The 22,338-nt window shown below is 57.0% G+C and carries 27 protein-coding genes and 1 pseudogene; 12 read left to right on the top strand and 16 right to left on the bottom strand.

The genetic code is table 11. The features are described from left to right. Window positions 1-76 precede the first annotated feature (76 nt). From ACA051_RS18855 to ACA051_RS18820, 8 genes are all read right to left on the bottom strand, one after another. Window positions 77-1,078 carry a glycosyl transferase family protein gene (locus ACA051_RS18855; protein WP_497371395.1) on the bottom strand — a complete coding sequence of 334 codons (1,002 nt, stop codon included), beginning with the start codon at window positions 1,076-1,078 and terminating at the stop codon, window positions 77-79. Next, complete coding sequence (locus ACA051_RS18850; RefSeq protein ID WP_497371393.1) at window positions 1,075-1,410, bottom strand: TusE/DsrC/DsvC family sulfur relay protein; 336 nt, start codon at window positions 1,408-1,410, stop codon at window positions 1,075-1,077. Before ACA051_RS18850 ends, ACA051_RS18855 begins: the two co-directional genes overlap by 4 nt. After that, window positions 1,407-1,700, bottom strand: a complete 294-nt coding sequence (gene tusB / locus ACA051_RS18845) for a sulfurtransferase complex subunit TusB (protein ID WP_497371391.1) — start codon at window positions 1,698-1,700, stop codon at window positions 1,407-1,409. Before tusB ends, ACA051_RS18850 begins: the two co-directional genes overlap by 4 nt. Then, a complete protein-coding gene (gene tusC, locus ACA051_RS18840; RefSeq protein ID WP_497371389.1) occupies window positions 1,700-2,062 on the bottom strand; it encodes a sulfurtransferase complex subunit TusC in 363 nt (120 codons plus the stop codon). The genes tusB and tusC overlap by 1 nt, the downstream gene beginning before the upstream one ends. A 1-nt stretch (window position 2,063) precedes the next feature. Beyond that, window positions 2,064-2,456 carry a sulfurtransferase complex subunit TusD gene (gene tusD / locus ACA051_RS18835; RefSeq protein ID WP_497375601.1) on the bottom strand — a complete coding sequence of 131 codons (393 nt, stop codon included), beginning with the start codon at window positions 2,454-2,456 and terminating at the stop codon, window positions 2,064-2,066. Window positions 2,457-2,657: 201 nt separating this feature from the next. Beyond that, a complete protein-coding gene (locus ACA051_RS18830; RefSeq protein WP_497303866.1) occupies window positions 2,658-3,362 on the bottom strand; it encodes a YoaK family protein in 705 nt (234 codons plus the stop codon). A 35-nt stretch (window positions 3,363-3,397) separates the two neighbouring features. Continuing rightward, window positions 3,398-3,736, bottom strand: coding sequence for a DUF6388 family protein (locus ACA051_RS18825; protein WP_497371387.1), 339 nt, complete (start codon window positions 3,734-3,736; stop codon window positions 3,398-3,400). A 21-nt stretch (window positions 3,737-3,757) separates the two neighbouring features. Then, window positions 3,758-4,006 (bottom strand): hypothetical protein, encoded by a 249-nt coding sequence (locus tag ACA051_RS18820; protein WP_008154823.1) that lies wholly within the window; start codon window positions 4,004-4,006, stop codon window positions 3,758-3,760. Between the two features lie 161 nt (window positions 4,007-4,167). On the opposite strand from ACA051_RS18820, the gene ACA051_RS18815 reads away from it, so the two are divergent. Next, complete coding sequence (locus tag ACA051_RS18815) at window positions 4,168-4,518, top strand: hypothetical protein (RefSeq protein WP_497294703.1); 351 nt, start codon at window positions 4,168-4,170, stop codon at window positions 4,516-4,518. 142 nt (window positions 4,519-4,660) lie between these two features. On the opposite strand, the gene ACA051_RS18810 is transcribed toward ACA051_RS18815, so the two are convergent. Next, the gene (locus ACA051_RS18810; RefSeq protein ID WP_497371385.1) at window positions 4,661-5,092 is read right to left on the bottom strand and encodes a GNAT family N-acetyltransferase; all 432 of its coding nucleotides are present in this window, start codon (window positions 5,090-5,092) and stop codon (window positions 4,661-4,663) included. A gap of 152 nt (window positions 5,093-5,244) precedes the next feature. On the opposite strand from ACA051_RS18810, the gene ACA051_RS18805 reads away from it, so the two are divergent. The 4 genes and pseudogenes from ACA051_RS18805 to ACA051_RS18790 all read left to right on the top strand — a co-directional run bounded on the left by ACA051_RS18805 (window position 5,245) and on the right by ACA051_RS18790 (window position 8,324). After that, the gene (locus ACA051_RS18805; protein ID WP_497303859.1) at window positions 5,245-5,682 is read left to right on the top strand and encodes a hemerythrin domain-containing protein; all 438 of its coding nucleotides are present in this window, start codon (window positions 5,245-5,247) and stop codon (window positions 5,680-5,682) included. Between the two features lie 221 nt (window positions 5,683-5,903). After that, window positions 5,904-6,545, top strand: coding sequence for a lytic polysaccharide monooxygenase auxiliary activity family 9 protein (locus ACA051_RS18800; protein WP_497303857.1), 642 nt, complete (start codon window positions 5,904-5,906; stop codon window positions 6,543-6,545). A 40-nt stretch (window positions 6,546-6,585) separates the two neighbouring features. After that, window positions 6,586-7,587: pseudogene (locus tag ACA051_RS18795) on the top strand (chitinase); the annotation flags it as partial. 143 nt (window positions 7,588-7,730) lie between these two features. Continuing rightward, window positions 7,731-8,324, top strand: coding sequence for an NUDIX domain-containing protein (locus ACA051_RS18790; protein WP_497371383.1), 594 nt, complete (start codon window positions 7,731-7,733; stop codon window positions 8,322-8,324). A gap of 157 nt (window positions 8,325-8,481) precedes the next feature. Here the strand turns inward: ACA051_RS18790 and ACA051_RS18785 are convergent, their stop codons facing one another. Then, window positions 8,482-8,997 (bottom strand): methylated-DNA--[protein]-cysteine S-methyltransferase, encoded by a 516-nt coding sequence (locus ACA051_RS18785; RefSeq protein ID WP_497303853.1) that lies wholly within the window; start codon window positions 8,995-8,997, stop codon window positions 8,482-8,484. Window positions 8,998-9,146: 149 nt separating this feature from the next. Between ACA051_RS18785 and ggt the strand changes: the two genes are divergently transcribed. Next, window positions 9,147-10,874, top strand: coding sequence for a gamma-glutamyltransferase (ggt, locus tag ACA051_RS18780; protein ID WP_497371382.1), 1,728 nt, complete (start codon window positions 9,147-9,149; stop codon window positions 10,872-10,874). A 69-nt stretch (window positions 10,875-10,943) separates the two neighbouring features. After that, window positions 10,944-11,477, top strand: a complete 534-nt coding sequence (locus tag ACA051_RS18775; protein ID WP_497371381.1) for a cysteine hydrolase family protein — start codon at window positions 10,944-10,946, stop codon at window positions 11,475-11,477. Here ACA051_RS18775 and ACA051_RS18770 read toward each other — a convergent pair. After that, complete coding sequence (locus tag ACA051_RS18770; protein WP_497371380.1) at window positions 11,474-12,373, bottom strand: LysR family transcriptional regulator; 900 nt, start codon at window positions 12,371-12,373, stop codon at window positions 11,474-11,476. The genes ACA051_RS18775 and ACA051_RS18770 overlap by 4 nt on opposite strands. A 148-nt stretch (window positions 12,374-12,521) precedes the next feature. Between ACA051_RS18770 and ACA051_RS18765 the strand changes: the two genes are divergently transcribed. The 3 genes from ACA051_RS18765 (at window position 12,522) to ACA051_RS18755 (ending at window position 15,972) form a co-directional block, all read left to right on the top strand. After that, window positions 12,522-14,021: a purine-cytosine permease family protein gene (locus tag ACA051_RS18765; protein ID WP_497371379.1), complete on the top strand. Its 1,500-nt coding sequence runs from the start codon at window positions 12,522-12,524 to the stop codon at window positions 14,019-14,021. Continuing rightward, window positions 14,018-14,857 (top strand): nitrilase family protein, encoded by an 840-nt coding sequence (locus ACA051_RS18760; protein ID WP_497371377.1) that lies wholly within the window; start codon window positions 14,018-14,020, stop codon window positions 14,855-14,857. Before ACA051_RS18765 ends, ACA051_RS18760 begins: the two co-directional genes overlap by 4 nt. 383 nt (window positions 14,858-15,240) lie before the next feature. Then, window positions 15,241-15,972: a hypothetical protein gene (locus ACA051_RS18755; RefSeq protein WP_497371375.1), complete on the top strand. Its 732-nt coding sequence runs from the start codon at window positions 15,241-15,243 to the stop codon at window positions 15,970-15,972. Between the two features lie 271 nt (window positions 15,973-16,243). Here the strand turns inward: ACA051_RS18755 and ACA051_RS18750 are convergent, their stop codons facing one another. Further along, the gene (locus ACA051_RS18750; RefSeq protein ID WP_497294683.1) at window positions 16,244-16,783 is read right to left on the bottom strand and encodes a P-loop NTPase family protein; all 540 of its coding nucleotides are present in this window, start codon (window positions 16,781-16,783) and stop codon (window positions 16,244-16,246) included. Window positions 16,784-16,982: 199 nt separating this feature from the next. Between ACA051_RS18750 and ACA051_RS18745 the strand changes: the two genes are divergently transcribed. Continuing rightward, window positions 16,983-17,450 (top strand): hypothetical protein, encoded by a 468-nt coding sequence (locus tag ACA051_RS18745; RefSeq protein WP_497294681.1) that lies wholly within the window; start codon window positions 16,983-16,985, stop codon window positions 17,448-17,450. 89 nt (window positions 17,451-17,539) lie between these two features. Here ACA051_RS18745 and ACA051_RS18740 read toward each other — a convergent pair whose 3' ends face one another. The 4 genes from ACA051_RS18740 to ACA051_RS18725 all read right to left on the bottom strand — a co-directional run bounded on the left by ACA051_RS18740 (window position 17,540) and on the right by ACA051_RS18725 (window position 20,890). Next, on the bottom strand, window positions 17,540-17,929 hold the full coding sequence (locus tag ACA051_RS18740; RefSeq protein ID WP_497371373.1) for a hypothetical protein: 390 nt from the start codon (window positions 17,927-17,929) through the stop codon (window positions 17,540-17,542). 10 nt (window positions 17,930-17,939) lie between these two features. Beyond that, complete coding sequence (locus ACA051_RS18735; RefSeq protein WP_497371371.1) at window positions 17,940-18,254, bottom strand: hypothetical protein; 315 nt, start codon at window positions 18,252-18,254, stop codon at window positions 17,940-17,942. Between the two features lie 331 nt (window positions 18,255-18,585). Next, complete coding sequence (locus tag ACA051_RS18730; protein WP_497294678.1) at window positions 18,586-19,059, bottom strand: shikimate kinase; 474 nt, start codon at window positions 19,057-19,059, stop codon at window positions 18,586-18,588. Between the two features lie 400 nt (window positions 19,060-19,459). Further along, window positions 19,460-20,890 carry an IS1182 family transposase gene (locus ACA051_RS18725; protein ID WP_497371115.1) on the bottom strand — a complete coding sequence of 477 codons (1,431 nt, stop codon included), beginning with the start codon at window positions 20,888-20,890 and terminating at the stop codon, window positions 19,460-19,462. 971 nt (window positions 20,891-21,861) lie between these two features. Between ACA051_RS18725 and ACA051_RS18720 the strand changes: the two genes are divergently transcribed. Beyond that, complete coding sequence (locus tag ACA051_RS18720; protein WP_497294676.1) at window positions 21,862-22,221, top strand: DUF6124 family protein; 360 nt, start codon at window positions 21,862-21,864, stop codon at window positions 22,219-22,221. The last annotated feature ends 117 nt before the right edge of the window (window positions 22,222-22,338 follow it).

Below are 22,338 nucleotides of genomic sequence, written 5' to 3'. Positions count from 1 at the left end.
AACCAATAAGCGTTGGAGAGGAGTCTATTCGCATAGGTTCGATAAAATAGCGCAAAGGTTCGGGGGTTATGATCGGTTAAATCGATCTGTCCCGAGCGTCCCAATACTGCTGCGCCGTTTCGAAGGCGTGTTCGCGGGTCTGACCGAGGCCGCGCAATGCGAGGGCCATGGTCGAGATCAAGGCCATTTGCGGGTAGCTGTCGACCACATCACCGCGCCAGACGGCCTTCAAATGTTCAGGATCGAGCGAGGCGGGTTTGACGTGGCGTTGGCTCGACCACTGCGGCCATTCCTCGTCCCAGCTTTCGCCGCCGGTGGTGCCGTACAGGTGGCTGTCGGCGTCCGGGTTGATCTCGATTTCGCCACCGTCGCCCTTGACCACAATCGCGGTGTCGCCGAGCAAGCCGCTGGCATCGCGATGCACTGCCTGATAGCCGGGGTGGAAAATGCTTTGCAGGCCGCAGCGAGCCCCCAAAGGGTTGAGGATACGGGTGAGGGAGTGAATCGGTGAGCGCAGGCCCAAAGTGTTGCGCAGGTCGATCATGCGCTGCAGCTGCGGTGCCCAATCCACCAGCGGCATGAACGCCAGGCCACCGTTATCGAGAGCCGAGCCGACCTGTTGCCAATCACGGCACAGTGGGATGTTCAGCGCGTCCAGCAATTGCTCGCTGTAGAGCCGGCCAGCGGTGTGGGCGCCGCCGCCGTGCATGAAGATGCGCACACCGTTTTGCGCCAGGCATTTGGCCGCCAGCAGGTACCACGGCAGGTGACGCTTCTTGCCGGCATACGTCGGCCAGTCCAGGTCCACCGCCAGCGCTGGCGGGTTCAACCGTTCACGCAGGGCTTCAGTGAAACCGGCCATTTCCTCAGCGCTTTCTTCCTTGTGCCGCAACAGCATCAGGAACGCGCCGAGCTGGGTGTCCTCGACCTTGTCGTCGAGCACCATGCCCATGGCTTCACGCGCTTCGATCCGGGTCAGGTCACGGGCGCCACGCTTGCCTTTGCCAAGGATTCGCACGAACTGGGCGAACGGGTGTTCGGCGGGGGTTTCGAGGGTCAGCGCTGGAAAGTCGGTCATAAGCAATTCGTCGGTTTGGGCAGACCCGCCAGTTTCGCGGCGAGTTTGGCAGGGGTGCCTTTGAACAGTCGGTTCAGGTGCAGGCTGTTGCCTTTTTCCGGGCCGAGCTTCAACGCGGTGTATTTGATCAGCGGACGGGTGGCCGGGGACAGCTGGAATTCGGCGTAGAAGCTGCGCAGCAATTCGAGGATTTCCCAGTGCTCCGGGCTCAACTCGATGTCTTCGGCGGCGGCGAGGGCGGCGGCCACCTCATTGGACCAGTCGCTCAGTTCGACCAGGAAACCGTCCTTGTCCAACTCGATGGCGCGTGCGCCGACCGTTATGGAATTCATAGCCAACTGTTCACCTTGTCGTAGTGAATCGACAGTTCGACGAAGGCGGGGTAATCAATGGCCCTGGCCGCTTCAGGAATCGCCAGCGCGCGAGCCTGGGCGTCTTCGGCCAGTACGAACAGTTTCAACGGGCGAGCATTCAGCGCGTTGAACGGCGCGGTGCCCGGTTGCAACGCATAGACGGCGTCGCCGGTCAGCAACAACGCATCGTTCGTGCCGATCACACGCAGGCAACTGGTCAGGCGGTCATCGCCGAATGGGGAGTGAGACAACACATGCAAAGTCGACATCAGAGGGTAATCACCTGGTCATAACGGTCAATAAGTGCAGTGATTTCCTGGGCGGCCAGCACCCGTGCTTCTTCAAGCGACCGACCATTGAGGTCCAGACCCCGTTCGGCAGCGCTGTCGCCACAGACAAACAGGTCTTCCACACCGAACATCGGCAACGCTTGCAGGTTGGCGCTCAGGTCTTTCTGTTGCAGCGCCTTGGCGTCCTGTTTCGCGGCGAGCTGGAACACCCCGTCATCGAGAAACAGCAGGCCGATCGGCAGGTCGAACGCGCCGCCGGCCAGCACGATGTCCAGCGCTTCCCGAGCGCTCGGCCCGGACCACGGGGCCTGGCGGCTGATGATCAACAAGGATTTAGCCATCTCACGCGCCTCCGAAACAGATCAGACGGTCAGCGCCTTGCACCGCGTCATGCAATTGGCCGAGGCCGGACAGTTCCCACGGCGCGCCCACTGCAACTGCGTCACGCTGATAGCGCCCGGCTTCCTCTTCGTTCAACACGCCACGGCGCAGGGCGGCAGCGATGCACACGACGCCGTCCAGCTGATGCTCGGTGACAAAAGCACGCCATTGCTTGGGCAGGTCCTGCTCATCCTGGGGCGTGACCACGCTGCCGGAGGCGTTGTAGACCCCGTCCTGATAGAAAAACAGCCGGACAATCTCATGGCCGCCGGCCAGCGCTGCCTGGGCAAACAGCAAGGCACGGCGCGAGGAGGGCGCATGGGCGGCGGAAAACAACGCGATGGCGAACTTCATGACGGACTCGATCAGCAAAACTGTGGCCATGATAAAGCTTTATCGGCGAGGCGGCGAAGGGGGTTTACTCGTAGACCGAGTCGCGGCCATCGCGAGCAGGCTCGCTCCTACAAGGGATTTGTGTCGTACACAGCATTGAAATCCACCGCAGATCTCCTGTGGGAGCGAGCCTGCTCGCGATGGCTGACTCGCAGGCACCGCTCAACGCGGCATATACCCCAACTGCCACCGCCGCGGAATCTTCAGCGACAGCAACCCGATCGCCCCCGCCAGCAACCCGCTGACAAACAACGCCTTGAGCCCCAGATGATGTTCCAGCACCGCGCCCAGCACGGCACCGGCAAACATCCCCGTCCAGGGAATCAACTGAACCCGCCAGCCATTACGCCGCTCACCGAGCATCCAGCGCCCCAGCCCGCGCCCGAAGCGCGACAGGGCGCCGGTGACGTAAGTGAGGCCGACCGGCAGACCGTTCACTTCTTCCACTGCCGCGTTGAGCATGCCCATGGCGATGATGGCCGCCAGCAGCGCCGGCAATTGTTCGTCATAAGTCCAGGCCGCGGCGCCGCAGAGCAGCATCGCGATGCACAGCAGCAAGGGCAGCGCCCGGCGGCCACCGAGGCGGCTGACGACAATGCCCAAGGCGTTGCCGACGATGAACGTGGCGACGAGGATCGACAGACGCAGCGTCAGCCCGAAATCACCATCACTGATCGCAACAGCGAGGCGGGTGGTGTTGCCGCTCATGAAGGAGACAAAGTCGCCGCTGGCCATGAAGCCGATGGCGTCAGTCATGCCGGCGAGCACCGAGAGGGCGGCCACCAGCACCATGCCAATGCGTCCGCGCCATTTTTGAATATGCAGATGGCCAGGGCTGGCGCGCGAAGTCGAGAGGGATGGCAACATCGGTGGTAGTCGTCCTCAGGCAGCGACCGTCAGGGTCACTTGGTCAATCCATATAACTCGCAATACTCCAGCCAGTCCATACCGGCCATCTCGGCCATCTCGGCCACTTCCTTATGCACTTCCAGACGCTGAGTCTCGTAGTCTTCAGGCGTCTCGGCGGTCAATTGCAATGTCAGCTCCCAGGCAAACAGCCCCAGGCGCTCGGCTTCGGCTTCGAAGGCCTCGTGCAAGCGCTCGTCGCGATATTGCGCCGCGGTCTCGCCCTTGGCCTGAGCCAGCAGCGGGTTGAGGTTGTCGAGCTCATTGCGCAGCTCAGGGCGCTCATCGAGAAACTTCTTCAGCGCTTGCTCGTGTTGCTGTTCGGTTGCCGCCATGGTCGCTCCTTGAGGCTGGGGTTACGAAGATTGCTTCTTGCTGGCCTTGGCCGCAGCCGCCAGGCACTCGAGGGCAAACTGCTCGGGGTAGGTCATCTGGATCGGCGTGGTTTCGCCTTTGACGGTCCGTTCGCCGTCGAGGATGTAGCGGATTCGTTTGTCGGTGACGCCAATGCGCTTGGCGATCCAGGACGGTGTCTGACCGATTTGGCTGATCAGCTTGTCAGCGTATTCGGCGGTCGGTTTGTAATACTCGGCGTTGGGTGTCATGACCTTTCCAGAAAAATGAGCCCGAAAAAAGGGCGATGCGACGTTAATGGCGCGACAGGGTGCGCGAATCGTCACTCGGTGTCGCGGTATAAATGAAGTAAAGCAGAACGATACGCCGTGCCACGGTGATACAGTCCGCTTTTTCTTGATGAGCGAACACAATGCGAATTCTGATGGTGGCGCTGGCCGTGACGTTGCTGGCGGGATGCGCCGGCTCGGTGATGAACGATGCCCGCACCAAAGCCCCTTACAAAACCCTCAACTCGGACAAGCCGGAAAAAGTCGTCGCCCAGTGCGTGCAGTTTTCCTGGCAGGACGAGGCGGTGTTCGGTGTCGATGCCGGCGCGTATTTGCAGCCGGGTGAGAAGGGTGGGTCCACCGTTTACACGCGTTCGGCGGAGTCCTTTGTGGACGTGACCACCGATGCGTCAGGCACCGTGTTGAGTTACTACGCGCAGCAGGATGACTTCGTGGCCAAGCGCCGCCTGGCGGCGCTGGCGACCTGCCTCTGACCTGATGGCCGACGCAGTACCCCCTGTGGGAGCGGGCTTGCTCGCGAAGAGGGAGTGTCAGTCGACATCAATATTGCCTGACACCCCGCATTCGCGAGCAAGCCCGCTCCCACAGTTGTTTGGTGTGGATCGCGCAACAGGGTTATACGTCGTTGATCAGGCGCTTCTGGAAAAAGAAGCGCTTATGGCCCGGAGGATAGTCGGCAATCTGCCCCAACTCGCTGTAGCCCAGCTTCTTGTAAAACTCCGGCGCCTGGAAGTCGAATGTGTCTAGCCAGACCCCGATGCATGCCTTCTCCCGCGCCAGGTCTTCGGCCATCCGAATCAATTTCGAGCCTATGCCTTGGCCCCGACCCTGTTCCGGCACTGACAGCAACTCGATGTACAACCATTGATAAAAAACCCGGCCATAAAGACCGCCGAGAATCTCGTCGTGTTCGTCGCGGATCAGCAAGGCAATAGGCTCCTGCTTCGAAACGCCGGCCTTTGAGGCGTTATAGGCGCGCAAGGGCAGCAAGATCGCCTGCTCCTCGGCTTCGGTGGGGTTTTGCGACTGTTCGATTCGCAGTTCCATCAGCTCAATCCTTATGGCCATGAGGGGACAAGACCCGCCAGCCTAACGCGTGTCCCGGTGGTTGTTCCAGCCCCTTGAGTGGAACCCTCACTCGCGCCCGGATGTCTAGCCTATACAGCGTCATTCCAGAACGCGGCCAATGAGGATCACCCGTGAATATTTTTGAAGCCCTGCGTGAAAGTCACGAACGGCAGCGCACCTATGCCAAAGCGCTCATCAAGACCAGCGGCGACACACCGGAGCGGGTCGAGGCTTACAAACAGCTCAAATCCGAACTCCAGGCCCACGAAACTGCCGAAGAGCGCCATTTCTACATCCCGCTGATGGAGTTCGACAACGGTGTCGATCTCAGCCGCCACGCCATCTCCGAGCACCACGAAATGGACGAAATGATGGAAGAACTGGACGAGACGGACATGTCCAGCCCAGCCTGGCTGGCGACCGCGAAGAAGCTGTCCGAGAAGGTTCATCACCACTTGGAAGAGGAAGAGCAGAAGTTCTTCCAGATGGCCGGCAAGCTGCTCGACGACAAGCAGAAAGAGTCACTGGCCGACCAATACGAGAAGGAATACAAGGCACAGCTTCCCTAGTTGGCACGATGCCCCGATTGCTACCTGGCGTTGTAATCCGTTTGCTACACGGAATGTAGGACTTGGATCAGAGCACTGGTTTTATATCCAGTATTTGCGGCTAATCTGCGAAGGCAGACTCATCCGGGGCACAAATGGGCTGATGGACAAAAAAAGCAGCTCCGTTAGGTTGGAGGCCTCTCCTCAGGAAGGAGAGTTCTCAAATCAACGGAGTGAAAAAAATGAACCAACCACAGACTCAACCTCAACCTCAACTTCGACACGGTCGTGTCACATCCCCCTCCAGCCGCGGTGCGGTCGCCGTAGAGCTGGGGTTGCTGGGTAACTGGCAAGTCAACGAAATGGAAGGCGGCAAGAACTTCCCGTCGCTGACGGCGGGGCCCTTTGCGGCGCCGTATCAAACCGACAGCGACAGTGTCACGCCACCCGCCGACGGCTACATCCTCAGCGGTGGCAAGACGGATGCCCGTGACTGCATCAACTTCACCAACGAGGAATTGAGCCTCAAGCTCGGCCGCCCATTCACCTGGCCTTTGTTGAACGTCGATCCGGGCCAGACCTTCAAGGTCACCTGGGAATACACCGCGCCCCATGTCACCCGTGGCTACAGCTGGTTCATCACCAAGGACGGCTGGAACCCGAAACAGCGCATCAGCCGTGCGCAACTGGAGCCGAAATCGATCTTCGACGACTTCTATACGCAGGTCCCGTACTACAGCCATTCCGCCGAGATGAAGGCCAAGGTCAATCACGAAGTGAAATTGCCGGGCAACAAGAAAGGCCATCACGTGATTGTGCTGATGTGGATCGTGGCCAACACCGGCAACGCCTTCTACCAAGCGTTCGACGTGGACTTCAAGTAAGCCACGGCGATAAACCCCACACGTTCTGAAGGAATAGAACATGTCTACTTTCGACTTTACACTACTGAAATCGCCACTCGCCGATGCGGCTTCGTTAATGCCGAGCATTGCTGGCAAAAAGATCCTCATGGGCTTCTGGCACAACTGGCCCGCCGGGCCGAGCGACGGTTACCAGCGTGGCCAATTCGCCAACATCGCGCTGCAGGATGTGCCCAAGGATTACAACGTGGTGGCCGTGGCCTTCATGAAGGGCAACGGCATCCCGACCTTCAAGCCGTACAACCTGTCCGACGCCGAGTTCCGCCGCCAGGTCGGCGTGTTGAACACCCAGGGCCGGGCGGTGCTGATTTCCCTCGGGGGCGCCGATGCGCACATCGAGTTGCACAACGGCAACGAACAGCCGCTGGCCAACGAAATCATCCGTCTGGTGGAAACCTACGGCTTCGATGGACTGGACATCGATCTTGAACAGAGTGCGATTGATTTCGCCGACAACAAGACCGTCCTGCCTGCGGCGCTGAAATTGGTCAAAAACCATTACGCCGGTGAAGGCAAACACTTCATCATCAGCATGGCGCCGGAGTTCCCGTACCTGACCACTGCCGGCAAGTACGTCGGCTACCTCCAGGCCCTGGAAGGCTATTACGACTTCATCGCCCCGCAGTATTACAACCAGGGCGGCGATGGAATCTGGGTGCCGGAAGCCAATAATGGCAACGGCGCGTGGATTGCCCAGAACAACGACGCGCTGAAAGAGGACTTCCTGTTTTACCTGACGGAAAGTCTGGTGAGCGGTACTCGTGGGTTCACGAAGATCCCGGCGGACAAATTTGTGATCGGCCTGCCCGCCAACGTCGATGCGGCGGCCACCGGTTATGTGATCAACCCGGCGGCAGTGGTGAACGCCTTCAAGCGTCTGGATGCCAAGGGCCTTTCGATCAAGGGCCTGATGACCTGGTCGGTGAATTGGGACAATGGTGTAAACAAAGACCATGTGCCTTACAACTGGGAGTTCAGCCGTCGTTACGGGCCGTTGATCAACGGTAAGCGTCTCTCGTCCCACGAGGAAGGGCTCGCGGCGCCCGAAGTCGCCAGCCAGCCGTAAAAAGAAGCCCGGCAGAGATGCCGGGCTTTTCCGTTTTCGCCTACCATGGCGATCTTCTGACGAAAAAAGGATGCGTTGTGATGGCGAACACAGCCGAACGGGTCAACATCATCGAAACCCAGGTGTTGTCCCACGACTGGTACCTGCTGAAGAAAATCACCTTCGACTATTTGCGTAACAACGGCGACTGGCAGCGTCAGACGCGCGAGGTGTACGACCGTGGCAATGGCGCGGCCATTCTGTTGTTCAACCGCGAGAAAAGAACCGTCGTGCTCACGCGTCAGTTTCGGTTGCCGGTGTTCGTCAACGGCCATGATGGTTTGCTGATCGAGGTCGCGGCCGGATTGCTTGAGGGCGCTGATCCTGAAGAACGCATCCGCGCCGAAGCTGAAGAAGAAACCGGTTATCGCGTTCACCACGTGCAAAAAGTGTTCGAGGCCTACATGAGCCCAGGCTCGGTCACTGAAAAACTGCACTTCTTTATCGCAGAATATGACGCCGCGTCGAAAGTCAGCGAGGGCGGTGGGCTGGAAGAAGAAACCGAAGAACTGGAAGTGCTGGAGTGGACCTTCGACGAGGCGCTCGAGGCGTTTTATCGTGGGGAGATCTGCGATGCGAAGACCGTCATGCTGCTGCAGTATGCGGCGATGAAAAACATCTTCGCCGCTACCTGAGACCCGAGATCTGAACCCTTAACCCTGTGGCGAGCGAGCTTGCTCGCGCTGGGCTGCGAAGCGGCCCCAAAATACTGGCTTTGTCGGAGATTTTTGCCAGTGCTGCGCACTGGAGCGGGAGCAAGCTCCTCGCCACAGAGATCGGGGGGCAGTCAGCTTAAAACAGCTCGCCCGTTCGGCTAACCCCGGACCATTCGCAACCCTCCAGCGTCAACAACCGTTCCTTCGCCTCAAGCCCACCCGCAAACCCCGTTAACTTCCCCGATGCCCCAATCACCCGATGGCACGGTGCAACAATCGAAATCGGGTTCTTGCCATTCGCCGCGCCCACCGCCCGGACCGCACTCGGATGGCCAATCTGCTCGGCAATCTCGCTGTAACTGCGCGTCTCCCCAAACGGAATGGTCAGCAGCGCCTGCCACACCTTCTTCTGAAAGTCCGTCCCGGCAAAATCCAATTCGAGCTCGAAGCGATTACGCGTGCCGGCAAAGTATTCCTGCAGCTGTCGAACGGCGCGTAGGAGGATCGGATTGTCCGGGGCTTCGCTCATCGGCCCGAGCCTTACGCGGTTTGGCTTGTCGTTTTCCCAGAGGATGGCCGCCAGTCTTGAATCTTTCGCAACCAGCTTCAGCTCGCCGACCGGGGACGCCAGGGTGGTGAAGGTGTAAGTCATGCCGGCGAACTCCGCAGAAGGGCTGAACAGTGGCCAAGCATACTGCCTCGGCGAGGAGGCGCAAAACGCAATCCCAGCCATACTTGCGTCTGCTTTGAAGCGTTTTCTCCGTTTTTAAACAGAGCCTAAAAACAAAAAGAGACCGACTCATGAAGTTCGAACCTTTTGCCAAATCGCTGATTGCGACCTCATTGGCGCTCAGCTGCCTCAGTGCTTACGCTGCCTCCGTGGCCCCGGTCGCGGCCGAAAACGGCATGGTCGTCACGGCCCAGCATCTGGCCTCCCATGTGGGCGTCGATGTGCTCAAGAACGGTGGCAACGCCGTCGATGCCGCTGTCGCCGTGGGTTATGCGCTGGCGGTGGTTTATCCCGCTGCGGGTAACCTGGGGGGCGGTGGATTCATGACCGTTCAACTGGCGGATGGGCGCAAGACCTTCCTCGATTTTCGCGAAAAAGCGCCGCTGGCCGCGACAGCAGACATGTACCTCGACAAAGAGGGCAACGTCGTGCCGGACCTGAGCACCCGTGGTCACCTGGCGGTTGGTGTGCCCGGTACTGTGTCCGGCATGGAACTGGCGCTGAAGAAATACGGGACCAAGCCCCGCAAGGAAGTGATCGCCCCGGCGATCAAACTCGCCGAAGACGGTTTTGTGCTGGAGCAGGGCGATGTCGAATTGCTGGAATACGCCACCGACGTGTTCAAGAAGGACATCAAGGATTCCGGCTCGATCTTCCTGAGCAATGGCGAGCCGATGCAGGTCGGGCAAAAATTGGTGCAAAAGGATCTGGCCAAAACCCTGCGGGAAATTTCCGAGAAGGGTGAAGACGGTTTCTACAAAGGTTGGGTGGCCGACGCCATCGTCACCTCCAGCCAGGCCAACAAGGGCATCATCACCCAGGCCGACCTCGACAAATACAAGACCCGTGAACTGGCGCCGATCGAGTGCGACTACCGTGGCTATCACGTGGTGTCGGCACCGCCGCCCAGCTCCGGTGGTGTGGTGATCTGCGAGATCATGAACATCCTCGAAGGCTACCCGATGAAGGACCTTGGCTACCACTCGGCCCAGGGCATGCATTACCAGATCGAAGCGATGCGCCATGCTTATGTGGACCGCAACAGCTACCTCGGCGACCCGGACTTCGTGAAAAATCCGATCGCCCACCTGCTGGATAAAAACTACGCGACTAAAATCCGTGCCGCGATTGATCCGAATAAGGCCGCCATCTCGAGCGAACTCAAACCCGGCGTAGCGCCCCATGAAGGCAGCAACACCACGCATTACTCCATCGTCGATAAATGGGGCAACGCGGTGTCGGTGACCTACACCCTCAACGACTGGTTCGGCGCCGGTGTAATGGCCAGCAAAACCGGGGTCATCCTCAACGACGAAATGGACGACTTCACCTCGAAAATCGGTGTGCCCAACATGTACGGCCTGGTGCAAGGTGAAGCCAACGCCATCGCGCCCGGCAAGGCACCGCTGTCGTCCATGAGCCCGACCATCGTCACCAAGGACGGCAAAGTGGTCATGGTCGTCGGCACCCCGGGCGGCAGTCGCATCATCACCGCCACCTTGCTGACCATGCTCAACGTGATCGACTACGGCATGAACATCCAGGAAGCGGTCGATGCACCGCGTTTCCACCAGCAATGGCTGCCGGAAGAGACCAACCTGGAGACCTTCACCACCAGTCCGGACACGGTGAAGATGCTTGAAAGCTGGGGCCACAAGTTTGCCGGGCCGCAGGATGCCAACCATGTGGCGGCGATCCTCGTGGGCGCGCCTTCGCTGGAAGGCAAACCGGTGGGCAAGAACCGCTTCTATGGTGCGAACGACCCACGTCGTAATACCGGGTTGTCGCTCGGTTATTGAGGGTTGTTTTTCAAAGGGGACAGATCTATTTTCTGTCCCCTGGCCCACCGACTTCTCAAGGAAGGAATCATGCCGACTGCACTGCTGATCATCGACGTCCAGCACGCCCTGTGCGCTGGCGAGTACGAATGCTTTGACATCAAACGCGTCATCGAGAACATCAACGGTCTCAGTGCCAGAGCCCGAGATGCCGGTATCCCGGTGATCCTCATCCAGCACGAAGAAAAGGGCGCCCTGCTGCAACATGGTTCTGAAGGCTGGCAACTGGCCGAAAGCCTGAAGACTTCGCCGCAAGACCTTCGCGTGCGAAAAACCACGCGAGACTCGTTCTACCAGACCCATTTGCAATCCCAGTTGCAAGATTTGGGCACTGACCGCCTGATCATCTGCGGCCTGCAAACCGACTATTGCGTCAACGCCACCGTCCGCCAGGCCCTGAACCTGGGCTATGACGTGGTGCTCGCCGCCGACGCGCATTCCACCGTCGACAACGGCAATCTCGCCGCCGAAGACATCATCGCCGAGCACAACGCAGACCTGGCGCACTTGACGGGGCCTGTGGCACGGATCGACGTTATCCCGGCCAGCAAAATACACATCTAAGTACCGAAAATATCGATCAGCTCGCTCAGGAACGCACTCACCAAATCCCGCTGCCGCGCTGAATGCCGAACCGCCGCATGAAAGCCGACCTCATAACGCAGCAGTTCAGGGTTCAGCGGATGCAACTGCCCCAGCTGTTCATGCTTCGCCGCATAGTGCTGCGGCAAAAAGCCCAAATGCTGCCCCGACAGAATGAGCAGCGCAGCCCCGTCCATGCTGTCGGTGAGCACAGTCAGGCGTTCGATCGAGGTGGGCGCGGGCATTTCCGGCAAGGGGTGGCTGGGCCATACCCAGTCGTAATCGCGGACGTCATCCCGGGTCAGCTCGCCCACGTGCTCAAACAGGGGGTGAACCGGGGCGCAGTAGGCGATCTGGGTTTCCTGGAACAAGGGGAAGTAATCGATGTTGGGCAAGCGGTGCCAGAAATAACCGATCGCCAGATCGATATGGCTGTTGATGATTTTCTCTTCCAGCAGCGACGACGACAGTTCCGTGAACTGGAAATACAAGCCTTCATGCCGGGCCCTTAAACGCGCAATGGCCAGGGCGATTTTCTTGTTGGCAACAGGGTCGATCTGACCGAGCAAACCAATATTGATGTTGCCCGACACTTTACGGTTGATGTGCTGAACCTCAACCCGGAAACCTTCGGCCGCCGCCAGCAATCGGCGGGCCGCTTCGACAAACTGGCCGCCCTTGGGCGTCACCGAAAATCCGCCTCGCCCGCGCTCGCACAGGCGAAATCCCACCCGCGCTTCCAGCGTCGCCAGTTGCGCACTGATGGTGGGTTGCGTGGTGTTGAGCGCAGTTTGCGCGGCCGAAATACCGCCCGCCTCAACGACGGTCAAAAAGACCCGGATCAAGCGCAGATCCAGTTCCGATACAGTGCCCAGCATGGGTGTCCCTCAATGTTCACTCACATAGACGCGGATCTATGTAAACAGTGTGCCTGCGATATTTTATAGCCCTGATCAACGCCCTACATTGCAATGAAACCGGCGCTTTGCCCATAAAAACAACAATCAACTGCATAGGAACAATCGTATGTCAGGGTCCCCTCATTCTGCGCACGCCCTCGAGGCGAGTGGCGGGTTGGCCATCGAAGGCCACTCGATCGATTACATCCCGGAAAACGAACGTCACGCCAAACTCAGCAGCCAGGGCCCTTTCTGGTTCTTGGGCAACTTCCACTTCTTCACCATCTCCATCGGTTTTGTCGGCCCAAGCCTTGGCTTGTCGGCGCTGTGGACCATGGTGGCCGGTGCGCTCGGGATCATGTTCGGCACGATCTTCATGGCCTTCCACGGCTCGCAAGGTCCCGAAATGGGCCTCCCGCAAATGATCCAGTCCCGTGCCCAGTTCGGGTATCGCGGAGTGATCCTGGCCTTGATGGCGACGATGTTTGTGTTCGTCGGCTTCAACGTGGTGAACATCTCGCTGATCATGAACGGCCTCGAACACGTCTTCGGCGTCGACCCGACCATTGTCGCCATCGCCGTGGTGCTGATCGGCGCGCTGCTGTCGATCTACGGCCACGACTTGATGCACAAAGCCTTCAAATGGGCGTTGCTGGCGACCTTGCCACTGTATGCGCTGGTCACCATCGCCCTGATGTTCGGCGCCGGCCAGGAGGGCGTCACTCCAGCCACCGATCTGGGCTTCAGTTGGGTTGCGTTCGCCACGCTGTTTGCCATCGGCGCGAGCTACAACATTTCCTACGCGCCCTATGTCTCCGACTATTCCCGTTACCTGCCGAAAAACACCAGCCGGCCAAAACTGATCGCCGCCGTGTTCATCGGCGCATCGTTGTCGGGAAGCTGGATGATCGGCCTCGGCGCGTGGCTCGCGCAGCAGTTGAAAGCGGCAGATGCGCTGGTGGCGCTCAATCAGGTCGGTTCTTCGATGATTCCAGGCCTGGGCAACGTGTTGGTCATCGTCTCGGTGGCGGGTTTTCTGCCGATTATCGCGCTCAACACCTACAGCGCCATGCTGACCTTGTTGACGGGCGTCGACTCGATCAAAAAGATCACGCCGACACCCCGCGCCCGGGTCATGTCGATCTCCGCGATCAGCATCACCCTATTGACCTGCGTGCTCTCGATCAAAGGCGATGGCATCGCGCTGTTGAACACCTTCCTCGTGCTGCTGTTGTACTTCCTCGTGCCCTGGACCGCAGTCAATCTGGTCGACTACTTCTTCGTGCGCAAAGGGCGTTACGCGATCCCGCATTTCTTCACGCCGAGGGGCATCTATGGCGCCTGGCAATTCCGAGGGATCGTCTCGTACCTGATCGGTTTTGCGGCGATGGTGCCGTTCTTCTACATCTTCGATGCCGCTGCCGGCAAAGAGGTGTTCGTCGGCCCGCTGGCGCGCATGCTCGAAGGCGTGGACATCGCCTGGCTGGTGGGCCTGGTGGTTTCCGGCCTGACGTATTACCTCCTCAGCCGTTCGATCGACCTTGAATACGAACGCCGAATCATCGACTCAATCACCGAGAGCGACATTGTTTCCATGGCTCATCAGCCAGTGGAGGAGGGACGTTGAACAGCGTGAAAAATACCGTGGTCGCCTGCTGCCAGATCGCACCGAAAATAGGCGACCTCGCGTTCAACCGGACGCTGACAGAACGGGCGATTCGCTCGGCGGCGTTGCAAGGCGCCCAAGTGGTGGTGCTGCCCGAACTGGTCCAGAGCGGCTATCTGTTTGCTGATCGTGACGAAGCGTTGTCCTTGTCCGAAACAACCGACGGGCCAACCCTGCGCCTGTGGACGGCGTTGGCGAAGGAATTGAACGTCGTTGTAGTGGGCGGATTCTGCGAGCGACTGCAAGGCGATGAACTGGCCAACAGCGCGGCGATGATCGATGCCCAGGGCCTTCGCGCCGTGTATCGCAAGGCGCACCTGTGGGACGCCGAGAGCGAAATCTTCAGCCCCGGCAACGACGCGCCGCCGGTGGTCGAAACGGTCCATGGACGGATCGGCATGCTGATTTGCTACGACCTGGAGTTTCCGGAATGGGTGCGCCTGCCGGCGTTGGCCGGCGCTGATTTGCTCTGCGCACCGGTCAATTGGCCCGATGGGCCGAGGCCGCCAACCGAGCGCCCGGCCGAGGTAGTGCGGGTTCAGGCCAATGCGTCGGTGAACCGGATGTTCATTGCCGCGTGTGATCGGCATGGGCATGAACGTGGGGTTGGTTGGGTGCAGGGTTCGGTGATTGTTGATGCGGATGGTTACCCGTTGGCTGGGCCGGCGGAGCAGGGGGGAGAGCAGATTTTGCTGGCGACACTTAACCTCGCTGAGGCGCGGAATAAGCGGATTAGTGCGCGTAATGATTTGCATCGGGATCGGCGGTTGGGGTTGTATGGATGGGTTGAGGAGTGAAGCGGTATCCCGTTCCTCTTTTTTCTACCAGATGCCGAGGTAGGGAAGGGGCGACTTCTACTTTTTTGTGTAAACCGCCCATGAGTTTTTTAGCGACGTACTGTTCAGGGGCGGGATCTGCCTGACTGGCCACACTGCTTCTGGCCGATTTTTCTGCCTGATACGAACGACAAAAATCGGCCAGAAGCGGACGATGCACAGAAAAATGGCAAATGGGTAGCGTCACTAGACAAGTAGGACGACAAGGAGCGTTATACGACAAGCCAACGCGACATGGCATGTCGCCTAATAGTAGACAGGTATAACGAATGGCAATCACGAAACCGTACCGCCGCACATGTCGGCAGTTCGCCGATGGAAGTTATTCTGAAGGTGGGCGATGGATGTATCTGTTGCACAAACGCTATGCCACCGATCCGCGCCACTACGTCCGAGCCTTCCTGCTTCTCCAAGAGGATGTACTTAATCTCTTCGCCTACGTTGAGCCGAGTGACAAAAATATAGAAACGTATTCTCACCGAATTCAGCAACTGCTGATGAGAGCTTGTGTGGAGGTTGAGGCGAACCTGACAGCGATCTTCCTAGACAACGAGTACGCAGCTGCTCAGGGCAACCTGACAATGCAACAGTACCGCCTCATAGATTTCTCACACCGCTTGTCCTCGTACGAAATTCGGGTTCCCACATGGCAAGGCTCTATGGGAGTTAGAAAGCCATTTCATGGTTGGAGCCAAGGTGCACCGCTGCCTTGGTATCAGGCTTACAACAAGTCCAAGCACAATCGGCACGAGAACTTCAAGCTTGCAACCTTTGACGCACTGATCGATGCATTCTGTGGCTTGAGCGCTCTACTCTCTGCACAATTTCACGACGAAGACTATTCTCCTGGTGGCAAGACTCTCGGGCTAGATGGTGCGTGCTACACATACGACGGAGATGATGGAATGGAGCCCGCCATTGGAGGACTGCTTCGGGTTGGTTTTCCATCGGACTGGCCGCAGGAGCAGAGATATGAGTTCAACTGGGAGCAAATCAGCGCGTCGGAAGACCCATTTCAGAACTTTGATTACGCGCAGTATGCTTACCCTTCCATCGAACGCCCTCACAACGACTAGCTTCGCCATCCGCTGCGTGCCGCTCCTTGCATGGAGCGACAGGCTGCAATCGGCCGAGGCTGTGTAAAAACGTTTTTGAGCGCGACAGGTACTCAAAACCGGAGTGAAAATCGCGCTTCTACGCGAAATCCACATCTGCTGACGTGCCGATAAATTTCAGATTTAACGTAGACGCGCACACTTCAATTTTGGCGAAGCGTTTTTACACACTCTGGGCCAATAGCAGCCGCTCGCAACCGGCAGTTTCCGTATTGCAGCATTAAACCGTCGATCAATCACGCGGAGCATGGTCAGTCAAATATCCAATGTTCGTGAGAAAAACCCTGGAATCCCGATTAGACCGCAGAAAGACGACGCGGCAAGCTGATGGCGCAGTCGCCACGAGTTGCTGCATCTTTACTCGCGCTGATTTGTTCGTCCGCCACATGAATCTAAAAAACTCTGGCAGATTCGCCAGCAGTTCGGGGCAGTTCTCCGGCAAGTCAGGCCGAGACCGACCGCGCTGGAGCAGCGTTCTGAGCAGTACGCGCCAGAATCGAAGCGTCGCAGAACGATCAATCCATATCAAGAGATCTGCGCGGGCGATCCTATTATCCCAAGTGGCTGAATGGCCACCTTCGAATATCCAGCGATCACGGGCCTCAACCTCGCGACAAAGGTGCGTCTTCTCGTCCCAGCTTCGTTCGACCCACCCTGGCTGCCAGTGGATAGTGTCGATATGAACGACCGGCAAACCCGTGCGCTGGCCAAGCTGACGAGCCAAAGTGCTTTTTCCCGACCCAGGCTGACCAACAATCATCACCCGTTGCATCGAAGCTCCTTCTCGCCATGCACGCCGTTTTTTGGGGGTTGCGATTTTACGTCAATGCCTGTCTCCGTCAACAACAAGCGGTCAGCGCGACCAGCTGCTACCGGCCAAAAGCGGACAGTTCCCAAAAAACACTATCGCTAGCTTTTTGCTACTATTTGGCGCTCTTGCCATTGGCACGGTGTAAACATTAGGTTCTTCCATGTTCGACAGAAACGACTTTGATCAGCTCTCCAGTGAACAACTGACTTTTTGGACAGCGCACAATCGTTGTCCCGGTCTCTATTACGTCGTTTATCCAGGAATGGCTTTTCGAATTGAGGAATCTCAGCAGTGCATCAGGATAACTCGTGCCCCCAAGCGGCAAGGGGAGAACGGATTAAGTTTCTGGCTTTTCGCGGAATGGATGGATTGGCGGCTGGGAGGAGAAAGTTATTTCCCAGGATACGTTTCCGACGCTCAGTTTGAGGAAATCTCTGAAGCAGTTTTCAATCAGATGGTTGCAGATCAGGCGATCGAATTGATCGCCCCGCTCCAACAACCGCTGCATGAGTCGACGGGCTTCGTGGGAGCCCTATTGATGTACTCAATGAAAACGGAATTCATCGTTTCGCTGTTCGCGGAGTATGAAGATGAGTACATCCATTTCTATTGGGACACGACTTCATGAGCGGCAGCTAAGGGTCGTTTTCTGCCCCTCACAGCCGTTAGTTTTACGGCAAATAATTTATCCCTTCGCTAATAAAAGTTAACGAATATTCATAGCTTAGCGTAGGCGGCGTCAAAATCCTTAAGAGCTTGATTGACCTTGTATCGAAGCATCAGAGATGCGGAAAGCTTGACCATTGACTCGAAAAGCACGTGACCTGATTGAATTTCACATTGACCAACGCATAGTCCACCATATCCGCCGGGCTCATATGCATAGACAATATAGAAAACACCTCGAGACTCTCGGTTTAATCCAGCCGTGATATGCGTTACAGGGCTACCCTCGGCAGGACCGTTTGGCAGCGAAAACTCCAACACATCTTCAAAAGGAATGAACATAGCAGAAGCAGACATTACAAATAGACTCGCGATATCCAACGCCTCCTCAACTATTTTAAGCTCAGGAGTTTCGTATTCGTGTTCAAGAATATTCCGCATGCTAACTGCTTTACGCAAAAGACTCGGCGCCAATAAGCCGAGTGCTCTCAACTTCTCTATTTTTTTTCGGCACATTCCATCTGAATGACGGATAACCAAACGAGATCAACAACTGGTCAAGCTGACAGACAATCGCACGTTTAATATTAGTCGTTGCATTGACAAGGGCTGACAAACCGCCACGTTCAAAATCGTCTTCCGCCAAGCTCAAGAATTCGACAGGCGAAGTTTTCAGATCCGTCAACTCGAAGCTGCCACCACCTGATGCTACTGCGCATTTGCTCATATCGAATCGATGAGCGAGGCAAAACTCTTTGATATCCATTTCTCGGCCCAACTCATTGGCTGCCCAAAGGGCTGCTGTAGGAATAGTGTATCAGCGACGCCACCGGGATGATCGAACTGAGACGTGCAGACAGATTGGGAGGGGTTACCCGCCGGAGGGCTATATCCCATCAACGTCCTGCTGAAGTCAAAGCGCTTGCACCATTTGCCTCTTAGCATACGGCACTGCGGCTGTTTTTTGCCGGTTGCCGGCAGCTACGGGGCGCTTTCTGCCTCTCGTTACGGCCAGCAATAGGTCAAAAAACAGACGTTTAAACCAAGGAGTATAAAATTCTGTTTCCTTTCCGAATCGTCGTCCCAGCAGTGAATTGCTAATGCGCGGCAGCATAGGTTACGTCAGCGTGATTATGCGGACGAAATTCAGCGTGATACCGAATGACCTCTTCTGCCAACCCGAGATTACTTACCAGACTAATCGAAAACAGACTGGCGAGTTCTCTTTCTCTAGCCAGAACGACATCGACTGGTTCGCTGATATCTAGATTGGCCTCATCTGACCAGACTCCATGCTGCACTCGCTTGATATAGATGTTTGCTGCGGGTGCCAGTTGAATTCGCCGCAACACCTGGCGCAGGCAAACACCTTCCACTACATAGCCTTCAAACTTCTCCAGCGTAGCCTTAAGCTTCAGGTAGTCGATGTGCTCAACATACCCTTTCATATCTTTCTCAAGGAAGGAGTCGAGGCTTATACAAGGAAGTCCAAGGGCTTCAGAGACTTCTCGGGCCAGCGTTGACTTGCCCGCGCCATCTATTCCATCAATGCCGATACGCGTTGTGCTCATTGTGCGGATCGCATTTACCACTTCCTGTGAACTTATGCAGTACGTCATATCGAGCCCGCTAACATGATGTGTTGCTGCCAGTGGACTGCTTTGGAAGAAGAGGGCGCGGTGAAAGAATTGATTAAATGCGCCACTCCTGGAGATGCCTTCTCTGGCAGTGTTCAAGCTTACCTAAAGCTAGTGTCGGAGAGAGTAGCTCAAAATCTCCGTCCCAAGGGCCCGTAACGACAGTCTGCTTTTGGCCCAGAGTGTGTAAAAACGCGCCGATGCACTGTCGGCGCGCAGCGCTGACGGTTGTTAGCTGAGTAATTGCTCACAACAAGTCCTGCGGATCATCACGAGGGTCTGGGAGCCCCTAGCGCCGCTTCTACCTTGCTGGGTGGCCAAAATACAGACCTCTTCAGGCCGACAGCGCCTTCATTAAACCGCTGGTACCGAGAATTTTCATGACTCGTTTCAAGTTGTAGGCGAGGACGTTCAAGCTCATCTCCGCACTTACTCCGTTCAGCTTTCGTGTCAGGAAATGTGTGGCGCCCATCCATTGTTTGAGTGTCCCGAAGGGATGCTCGACCGTACGCTTGCGGACTCGCATCATGTCCGGCGCGTTGCTCAGCCTGTTCTGCATTTCCTCCAATACGGCTTCATGCTCCCATCGCCGAACTCGCCGATGCTTGCTCGGTGTGCACTTCGATTTCAGCGCGCATCCCTGGCAATTAGAACTCCAGTAACGGTGCAACTTCAGGCCTTTTTCAACGCTGGAAAAGCGCCAGATCAACGCCTCTCCAGCGGGACAAATGTATTCGTTTTTTGCCGCGTCATAGATGAAGGCATCGTTATTGAAACGCCCGTCAGCCTTGGCTCCAGAGGTCATCGGCTTGGGCACATAGGCGGTGATGCCTGCATCGTGACAAGCTAGGATTTGTTCGCTTTTGAAGTAACCTCGGTCAGCCACTACCGACAACGTATCTGACGCCATCGCCTCGCGGGCCTGCTTGGCCATCGAGCTGAGTAGATCGCGGTCGGAACCGACGTTGGTCACCTCATGCGCAACGATCAAATGGTGCTGGGTATCGACTGCTGTCTGCACGTTGTAACCGACGATTCCAGTGCCGCGCGTCATCATGGAACGGGCGTCTGGATCGGTCAGTGAGAGCTGTTTATCCGGTGATTCGTTGAGCTGAGTTTCAATGACCTGCAACTCTTTCATCTGAGCTTTGAGCTTGTCGATTTTCTCTTGCAGACGAGCAGCCTTGGGCTGAGCGACCGAGGGTTCTTGCCGATCGGTTTCGTCGAGCGTAGTCAGGTACCGACTGATACTTGATTCAATTTCTTCCATCCGCCGTTTCAGCTTGGCGCTGGTGAAATTGCGGTCGCGGTTATTGACGGCCTTGAATTTACTGCCGTCGATGGCGACCAGATTTTCTTCGAACAGTCCTAGCTGCTGACAGAGCACCACGAACTGGCGGCAGACACCTCGGATGGCCTTGCTGTTGTCTTTTCGGAAGTTGGCGATGGTCTTGAAATCGGGCATCAAACGCCCGGTCAGCCACATCAGCTCGACGTTGCGTTGGGCTTCTCGTTCAAGACGCCGGCTCGATGGAATGCGGTTCAGATAGCCGTAGATGTAGATCTTTAGCAGGACCGAGGGATGGTAAGCCGGCCGGCCTGTATCAGCAGGTAAGGCGCCCTCGAAACCTAGTTTGACCAGGTCCAGTTCGTCGACAAAGATGTCGACTACGCGCACCGGATTGGCATCCGTGACGTAATCGTCGAGGCTCGCGGGAAGGAAGGTTTCTTGGCCTCGATGTTCACCTTGGATAAAGCGCTTCATGGGCGATCCCTGCGATGAAATCCTCAGAAATCATAGCAGGGCTAAGAGCGGTGCTCTGTTCAGATATTGATGCGTTTTTCAACCGCCTGTAGTTGCCTTACCGGGTCCCAACCACTCGGCGACGCTTGAGCTTTGCTCCACCAAAGCATTCCTTTAGAGATCCATAATTTCCGCAAATCAGCATGAGCAGATGTTGCGTCATCATAGCCAAACTGCGTACCGCAGGACGGGCACATGCCAAACGAAGAGCAGTCAACCTCATCGTATGGAGGCTCTTCAAGCCCGGGGTATCCACAAACCGGACAAAGATATGAAACGTTGCTTGCAATCATCCAACCCCCAGATTTCTAGCCTCTAGCCCACGTTGTCGGCGTACCTGCTGATTTCCGGAATCTTATACTGAATCTGAGCAACTGATGTCTGACCTGGGCTGAGTAGGAAAAAACACTAGAGTGGAAGCCACTAACAAGGGTTTTGACACACTCTGGGCCGATAGCAGACTGATTCAAGAGACCACGTTGCTATCACACTTGCGACGGTCATCTTGTAAATACGGCAATGGCTTCCTGAGTTTTTTCGAAGCTTTCACCGCCTGTAGGAAACGCGCATCAGCTTTTTCAACAACTCTTGAGGGCGCATGTTTAAACACCCTGAACGTTACGTCCTGAAAGCTACAAAACCTTGCGCCGTTGCCTACGACTGCACCAGAATCCGCCGGCTTGTGCGCTTTTGGGCCGCTCGGTAACTTGGTTCGTGTCACTGCCCTTCAGTGATCGGGTTTAGCAGCCCGTCGTGACGAAGCGTATCTGCATCCAGACAGTCGGGTCATTTCATGCCTGCACTTTATGGTAGCTGTGCGCAGGGCGCCCTCGGGCGCGCCGGATTTCGTCTCCGCCGGTCTGCTAACCTGCACACAGCTGCCACCTTACGTTTAGCAGCGTTCGGTGATGGCTCCATATGGAGACAGAAATATGTTTAAGGCCACACCCAACCCACCAGACACCGATCCAGTTTCCCCCTACGAACCCGATTCAAAAAAACTCAACGACGCCGCCGAACGCGCCCTCGATTTTCACTTCCCATCAAACGCCGATATCAAAGCCACCCCGCGTACATCCAGCAAGCTGTTTACCGTGGACCCAGAAGCCACGGCCGAAACTCTGGCGGTTTTTTTGGTCGAGACGCTGGCGTCGGTCGATGTGATGGTCCATCAGTTGGTGGATCATTTGGAGGGTGAGTCGCGTTATGCCTTGCTGGGCATTTCAAACAGCATCATGGTGGCGGAGGTTGCGGCGAATCGGGTGTTGGATAAGGTTGAGCCTTCTGTTTAACCGCTGTCATGTGGCGAGGGAGCTTGCTCCCGTTGGGCAGCGAAGCGGCCCCAAAAGATGGGCCTGCTGCGCAGGCCAGCGGGAGCGAGCTCCCTCGCCACAGGTTGTTTGTTGTTT

The sequence above is a fragment of the Pseudomonas sp. LBUM1669 genome (genome assembly GCF_059695705.1).
The sequence above is the reverse complement of the archived record's forward strand: the minus strand, read 5'-3'. Positions and strand labels throughout refer to the sequence as shown.

Coding starts and splice junctions, on each gene's coding strand:
- ACA051_RS18745 (WP_497294681.1), top strand. CDS start 16,983: ATGTTCGACAGAAACGACTTTGATCAGCTCTCCAGTGAACAACTGACT.
- ACA051_RS18750 (WP_497294683.1), bottom strand. CDS start 16,783: ATGCAACGGGTGATGATTGTTGGTCAGCCTGGGTCGGGAAAAAGCACT.
- tusD (WP_497375601.1), bottom strand. CDS start 2,456: ATGAAGTTCGCCATCGCGTTGTTTTCCGCCGCCCATGCGCCCTCCTCG.
- ACA051_RS18720 (WP_497294676.1), top strand. CDS start 21,862: ATGTTTAAGGCCACACCCAACCCACCAGACACCGATCCAGTTTCCCCC.
- ACA051_RS18830 (WP_497303866.1), bottom strand. CDS start 3,362: ATGTTGCCATCCCTCTCGACTTCGCGCGCCAGCCCTGGCCATCTGCAT.
- ACA051_RS18810 (WP_497371385.1), bottom strand. CDS start 5,092: ATGGAACTGCGAATCGAACAGTCGCAAAACCCCACCGAAGCCGAGGAG.
- ACA051_RS18855 (WP_497371395.1), bottom strand. CDS start 1,078: ATGACCGACTTTCCAGCGCTGACCCTCGAAACCCCCGCCGAACACCCG.
- ACA051_RS18815 (WP_497294703.1), top strand. CDS start 4,168: ATGCGAATTCTGATGGTGGCGCTGGCCGTGACGTTGCTGGCGGGATGC.
- ACA051_RS18800 (WP_497303857.1), top strand. CDS start 5,904: ATGAACCAACCACAGACTCAACCTCAACCTCAACTTCGACACGGTCGT.
- ACA051_RS18725 (WP_497371115.1), bottom strand. CDS start 20,890: ATGAAGCGCTTTATCCAAGGTGAACATCGAGGCCAAGAAACCTTCCTT.
- ACA051_RS18755 (WP_497371375.1), top strand. CDS start 15,241: ATGTATCTGTTGCACAAACGCTATGCCACCGATCCGCGCCACTACGTC.
- tusB (WP_497371391.1), bottom strand. CDS start 1,700: ATGTCGACTTTGCATGTGTTGTCTCACTCCCCATTCGGCGATGACCGC.
- ggt (WP_497371382.1), top strand. CDS start 9,147: ATGAAGTTCGAACCTTTTGCCAAATCGCTGATTGCGACCTCATTGGCG.
- ACA051_RS18770 (WP_497371380.1), bottom strand. CDS start 12,373: ATGCTGGGCACTGTATCGGAACTGGATCTGCGCTTGATCCGGGTCTTT.
- ACA051_RS18730 (WP_497294678.1), bottom strand. CDS start 19,059: ATGAGCACAACGCGTATCGGCATTGATGGAATAGATGGCGCGGGCAAG.
- ACA051_RS18825 (WP_497371387.1), bottom strand. CDS start 3,736: ATGGCGGCAACCGAACAGCAACACGAGCAAGCGCTGAAGAAGTTTCTC.
- ACA051_RS18740 (WP_497371373.1), bottom strand. CDS start 17,929: ATGCGGAATATTCTTGAACACGAATACGAAACTCCTGAGCTTAAAATA.
- ACA051_RS18785 (WP_497303853.1), bottom strand. CDS start 8,997: ATGACTTACACCTTCACCACCCTGGCGTCCCCGGTCGGCGAGCTGAAG.
- ACA051_RS18775 (WP_497371381.1), top strand. CDS start 10,944: ATGCCGACTGCACTGCTGATCATCGACGTCCAGCACGCCCTGTGCGCT.
- ACA051_RS18850 (WP_497371393.1), bottom strand. CDS start 1,410: ATGAATTCCATAACGGTCGGCGCACGCGCCATCGAGTTGGACAAGGAC.
- tusC (WP_497371389.1), bottom strand. CDS start 2,062: ATGGCTAAATCCTTGTTGATCATCAGCCGCCAGGCCCCGTGGTCCGGG.
- ACA051_RS18820 (WP_008154823.1), bottom strand. CDS start 4,006: ATGACACCCAACGCCGAGTATTACAAACCGACCGCCGAATACGCTGAC.
- ACA051_RS18790 (WP_497371383.1), top strand. CDS start 7,731: ATGGCGAACACAGCCGAACGGGTCAACATCATCGAAACCCAGGTGTTG.
- ACA051_RS18735 (WP_497371371.1), bottom strand. CDS start 18,254: ATGGATATCAAAGAGTTTTGCCTCGCTCATCGATTCGATATGAGCAAA.
- ACA051_RS18765 (WP_497371379.1), top strand. CDS start 12,522: ATGTCAGGGTCCCCTCATTCTGCGCACGCCCTCGAGGCGAGTGGCGGG.